Source organism: Psychrobacter sp. Ps7 (assembly GCF_022129225.1).
Lineage (GTDB): Bacteria > Pseudomonadota > Gammaproteobacteria > Pseudomonadales > Moraxellaceae > Psychrobacter > Psychrobacter immobilis_A.
Map to the genome: position 1 here is coordinate 1 of NZ_JADQAH010000066.1, position 4,290 is coordinate 4,290.

Here is a 4,290-nt window from a genome sequence, read left to right on the forward strand (position 1 = left end):
ATGTCATTCATCACAGTGATCGAGGGGTTCAGTACTTATCCATTCGCTATACTGATAAAATGACGGATTCTGGCGTGATTGCCTCTGTTGGTACAACAGGCGACTCTTATGACAACGCATTGGCTGAAACGGTCAATGGGCTTTATAAGTCTGAGGTGATTCATTATTTAAAGCAAAACTGGACTGGTATGAACGATGTTGAACTGGCAACCCTTGAGTGGGTGGACTGGTTTAATAAAACACGACTGCATAGTACGATTGGTTATGTGTCACCTTTTGATTTTGAAAAGCGGTATTATGATAATTTAACCCTGTCAGGCATCGCTGCCTGACTCAAGTAAATCACTCTCCGATAAAGTCGGGGCGGTTCACTACCTGTAATGACATAATCTAGGTTAGCGAGCATAAAGGCTTTATCAGAATCAGGATGTTGCAAGATGGCATTGACGCGGCGTACCTTGTTTCCAGTATGCTCTTGGTAGAACTTAGCGACCATCGGCTCTAAGGTATTGCCCCAGTACAAAGGCGAATACCCTTCAATGCTCTCATCAATATCTGAGCTCATGCGTCCTGTCTTAATCATCCATAGCTCAAGCATTGATAAATACGGATGGATGCCGCAGGCAGCGGCAGCATCCGAGCTGCCAATACCTTGCTTGCGAACTTCAAGCCACTTCTCATGGCTTAGGCCTTTGGTATTGATTAGACGCTTAGCCGTTACCGAATGACTAGCGGACGGTTTGACTGGTTTATGCTTCGCTTTGAGTATGTCTTCTATAACAGTTTTAGCATTCAGGTTTGCTTTAGCCTTAACGGTTGCACGCTTAGTTTGTCTTGGTTGAATGCTGGTGTTTAATGCGATCATATTCATGATGAATTCCTTCGATAAATTTATTATTGGTAGTAAGTGAAATAACAGGCATAAAAAAACCACGCCCTTAAGCGTGGTTTGATTGGTTAAATTTACTAGTAGAATCTAGGCAATCAGTGCAAAGGCTTCCTCTAGGCTCTTGTCTTTCAGCTTTGCCCCTGCACCAAACCAAGCAGAATCTAGTCTGTGATCCGTTGACATCGCTCTACGCTCATGATCAACAAATTCCGTCATCGCGCATAGCAGTCCATAAGCGGTATCACGAGCCGCATCAAGGTCTGCACCGCGACCTTGACCGTTAAACATGCTCATCACCTGATTCATGGCTTTGGCATTAGGCACCACATCCTTCTCTTTCTTAGCGCTGTTAAATAAAATGATGTCATTATCCTGATCATTGAACACACGGTTCAGATAATTGGCCGCTTGCGCCTGAGTGACACGGCGCTGAGTAAGCTGCTTCATCTGATACATATGCTCATCCCACTGCTTAACAGACACGCCTAATTGCTGCTTCACTCTGTCGCCATCAAAGGAAGTGCTGTGTGGCACTTTCACTACACCACCGCTTCCATTAGCGAGGCTAATCGCTAATGTATTATTGCATACCACACGGATAGAGGTGAACTGCGCTGTTGTCGCTAGAGTGCCGTCACACGCTGTTGCAAGAAGTAGGTATCCATTACTAACGTCACCGCCCTTTAGGGTCGTTGACTGACCTGTACGGGCCAATGCCCACATCTTTCTACCACCCTTTAAGACACCAGCGGTCTCAAGCTCAAAGTGCGATTGTTCCGTAAGATCGCGATAGAATTCTAAAATCTCTCGCGGTTGTACTTCTTGATATCGTTGACTGACGACACTAAGTGGTTCGAGCGTATCAGAGCGGTATAAGACTTTATTGTTATCAAAAGGCAGGATGAGACTTTGACCTTTATCATTGTTTGCCATGTAGCTGACATTTGAGGATTCGATATGCCAATCCATACCAGCTTCTTTCGCCCAGACTTCGATAGGTTGATTCTTAGGTAGCTGATTACCGAGACCATGCCAAGGGGTCTCGCCAACATAAGCCATGTTTTCGATTAAATGTGCCATGAGAGTATTTCCTTTATTGATAAGTGAGGTGAAGGATCAAACGAATGGATAGAAAACCGTGAAGACTTTGTTGCAGCCTTCACAGCGATAAGGTTTCTGAGCCACTGGTAGCTCTCCACGATTAGAGGTAACGTGTTCGATAGCAATGACTAGCGTCATGCTAAGTACTAGTTTGATTAGTGGATGCAAGCCCAGCGACTGACATAGCTCACTAACAGTGCGATCTAGTGCAGCAAGGTTTGATAGTTGATCTACAGCTTGCTCAGCAGCATTGTTAGTTGATTCGCAAACAGAAGACGCCTGACAGTACGGACAATCTACGTTCATAAGGATTCCTTTATTAACGGCATAAAAAAGGTCTGCACGAGGCAGACCTTTAATGGTTAAAAGGGATAAGCATTCAGACATCAATGCTCAATCTCACGTAAGTAGTATGTATTTGAAATTAGTTAGCTATTAACTATGCATAGCATTACTCAACTAGTAGAAATAGTGCTGCGCCCAAAGGTACGCATGTTAGGCAGCCATGCCTTTAGGCGTTGCTCATACTTCTTAGGCCTTGTGAGATACAGTGCTGCGTTGATAGCATTGTTCACCTCTACAAGATTATCTCGATGGATCATACCGATACCAAGCGTCCCTTGAAGGTCATAACTTCGTTTGTGCTCTGTAGTATTACAGTTAAAATACCAGCCTATACCCTCTGTAATCTCAACCCAGTGCTTACCAATTGCATCAGCTAAGTACCAATCCTTCCAACGCTTATCACCGTTGTAGAGCAGTAGTAAATGGCAATGTAGACCACTGTCAACACCTTGCTCTATAGCCCACGCATGGCCTCTTAGATATCTAAAACACCCTTTCTTCCTTCCAATATCCTCTCTTAAATCATTCATGAAATTATTAAAAGCTTCAACGTTTACTGTATGTGCAAACTCTACTTTGATTTTAAGATCGACCCTAACAATAAGCAGACGTGAGTACTCATTTAAAAAGTAATTCATGCAATCGAAAAGCGATTGGCTATTACGCTGCTCCTGAAAAGCAAAGTCAGTCCTATCAGTAGCGAATTCAGTATGGTAAAAACCAAGTGCGGTCAAAAAGTTTTGTGTCATACCTTCAGTCCAAATCACTTCGTTAGGATAGTTATTTCCACATACTAGATAACAACTACCCATAAACCATTTGATCGAATTGGTATAAACCAATTCGTCATTAAAGTGAAATAGCATTAGTTGGTAGTAAGCACTCAGTTGATTACTTATTTCTTGAATACTTATTGAGATAATAGGATCGAGTATATCGCTTACGAGTTTATCGACCTTGGCGACGACGTAGTCGTGCCCTAAAGTTGTGTTCATCATTTTGTGTTGCCTAAATTTATGAATTCATAAATTAAGGCAACTAGATATTTTCTTACTGACGTTGTTTGGCGAGGCCAAACAACTCAAGAATAGAGAGAAGTATATTAATAATATTATTTACCGGATTAGCATTCTTCCAAGGAAGCTGCTGCTGCGCGATGGAGAGGTTTGAAGATACCTGTCCAGATGGGATTTTTTCATTTGGGGAGTTACGTAATAAATGCTAAAACTCTAATTGGGTAATAACGGCTATTTCCATAGATAGTATTGGCTGTATCCCTTCGTATTAGTTTAGCTGTCAGTAATAACAATTACTAAAAAATTACTACTTACTAGCACTATTATTTATGAATAAGTTACGATATTAGTAATACTTAAACTTATTTGATACTGATGAATTGGGAGTTGAATTTTATGCCTGTATCGTTTGATGATCTAAAGTGGATGAATTACTCTCAAAGAGAAGTTGACATAATTCTGTACAACTGGAGATTGGTGTACGATGAAGTAATCTATCCAAATGATTTGAATTACCTAAAAAATTTACATATATTTTGTTTGGATAACGATATAGTGATGCCTAGTAATCTTTTCCCTCGAGTAAAAATTCCTGTAGTTAATTATGAGCTAATCAGCTGGTTTAAAGATGACTTAAGATCAGGACTTTTTTTATATACCTTTATTCATTTCAAACATAATCATTTAGAGCTAATAGCACGATTTTATAATAACTTCTTGAAAGATTTAGTTATAAGCATTGACTGTGTTAGTGAAAACAATAATCTAGCAAATAGTAAATTCTTTAATACTATATACAAAACGTTTGCTATTAAAGATGCGTTTAACCTTTACAAACGCTACAGGACAAAATCAAAAGACTTAAGTTGGCTTAATTGTAATAGTGAGCTATGCTGAAGAAACCGTACAACTAAACTTGGTAAACTAAGCGTATTAATC

The 4,290-nt window shown here is 40.4% G+C and carries 5 protein-coding genes and 1 pseudogene; 2 read left to right on the forward strand and 4 right to left on the reverse strand.

Annotated elements, in window-relative coordinates:
- Positions 1-332 (forward strand): integrase core domain-containing protein (locus I3257_RS13920; protein ID WP_238050144.1); only part of this gene is annotated, 332 nt, incomplete at its 5' end.
- A 35-nt stretch (positions 333-367) separates the two neighbouring features.
- On the opposite strand, the pseudogene I3257_RS13925 reads toward I3257_RS13920, so the two are convergent.
- The 4 genes and pseudogenes from I3257_RS13925 to I3257_RS13940 form a co-directional block, all read right to left on the reverse strand.
- Positions 368-871: pseudogene (locus tag I3257_RS13925) on the reverse strand (YqaJ viral recombinase family protein); the annotation flags it as partial.
- A 105-nt stretch (positions 872-976) separates the two neighbouring features.
- Complete coding sequence (locus I3257_RS13930; protein ID WP_238050145.1) at positions 977-1,969, reverse strand: DUF932 domain-containing protein; 993 nt, start codon at positions 1,967-1,969, stop codon at positions 977-979.
- A gap of 36 nt (positions 1,970-2,005) precedes the next feature.
- A complete protein-coding gene (locus tag I3257_RS13935; RefSeq protein WP_238050146.1) occupies positions 2,006-2,296 on the reverse strand; it encodes a hypothetical protein in 291 nt (96 codons plus the stop codon).
- 149 nt (positions 2,297-2,445) lie between these two features.
- Entirely contained in the window at positions 2,446-3,333 is an 888-nt protein-coding gene (locus tag I3257_RS13940; RefSeq protein ID WP_238050147.1) for an inovirus-type Gp2 protein, read from the reverse strand.
- Positions 3,334-3,747: 414 nt separating this feature from the next.
- Between I3257_RS13940 and I3257_RS13945 the strand changes: the two genes are divergently transcribed.
- Positions 3,748-4,248, forward strand: a complete 501-nt coding sequence (locus I3257_RS13945) for a hypothetical protein (protein WP_238050148.1) — start codon at positions 3,748-3,750, stop codon at positions 4,246-4,248.
- Positions 4,249-4,290: the final 42 nt, after the last annotated feature.

Bases quoted from the DNA above. Each gene is read 5' to 3' on its own strand.
- I3257_RS13930 (WP_238050145.1), bottom strand. From the start codon at position 1,969: ATGGCACATTTAATCGAAAACATGGCTTATGTTGGCGAGACCCCTTGG.
- I3257_RS13935 (WP_238050146.1), bottom strand. From the start codon at position 2,296: ATGAACGTAGATTGTCCGTACTGTCAGGCGTCTTCTGTTTGCGAATCA.
- I3257_RS13940 (WP_238050147.1), bottom strand. From the start codon at position 3,333: ATGATGAACACAACTTTAGGGCACGACTACGTCGTCGCCAAGGTCGAT.
- I3257_RS13945 (WP_238050148.1), top strand. From the start codon at position 3,748: ATGCCTGTATCGTTTGATGATCTAAAGTGGATGAATTACTCTCAAAGA.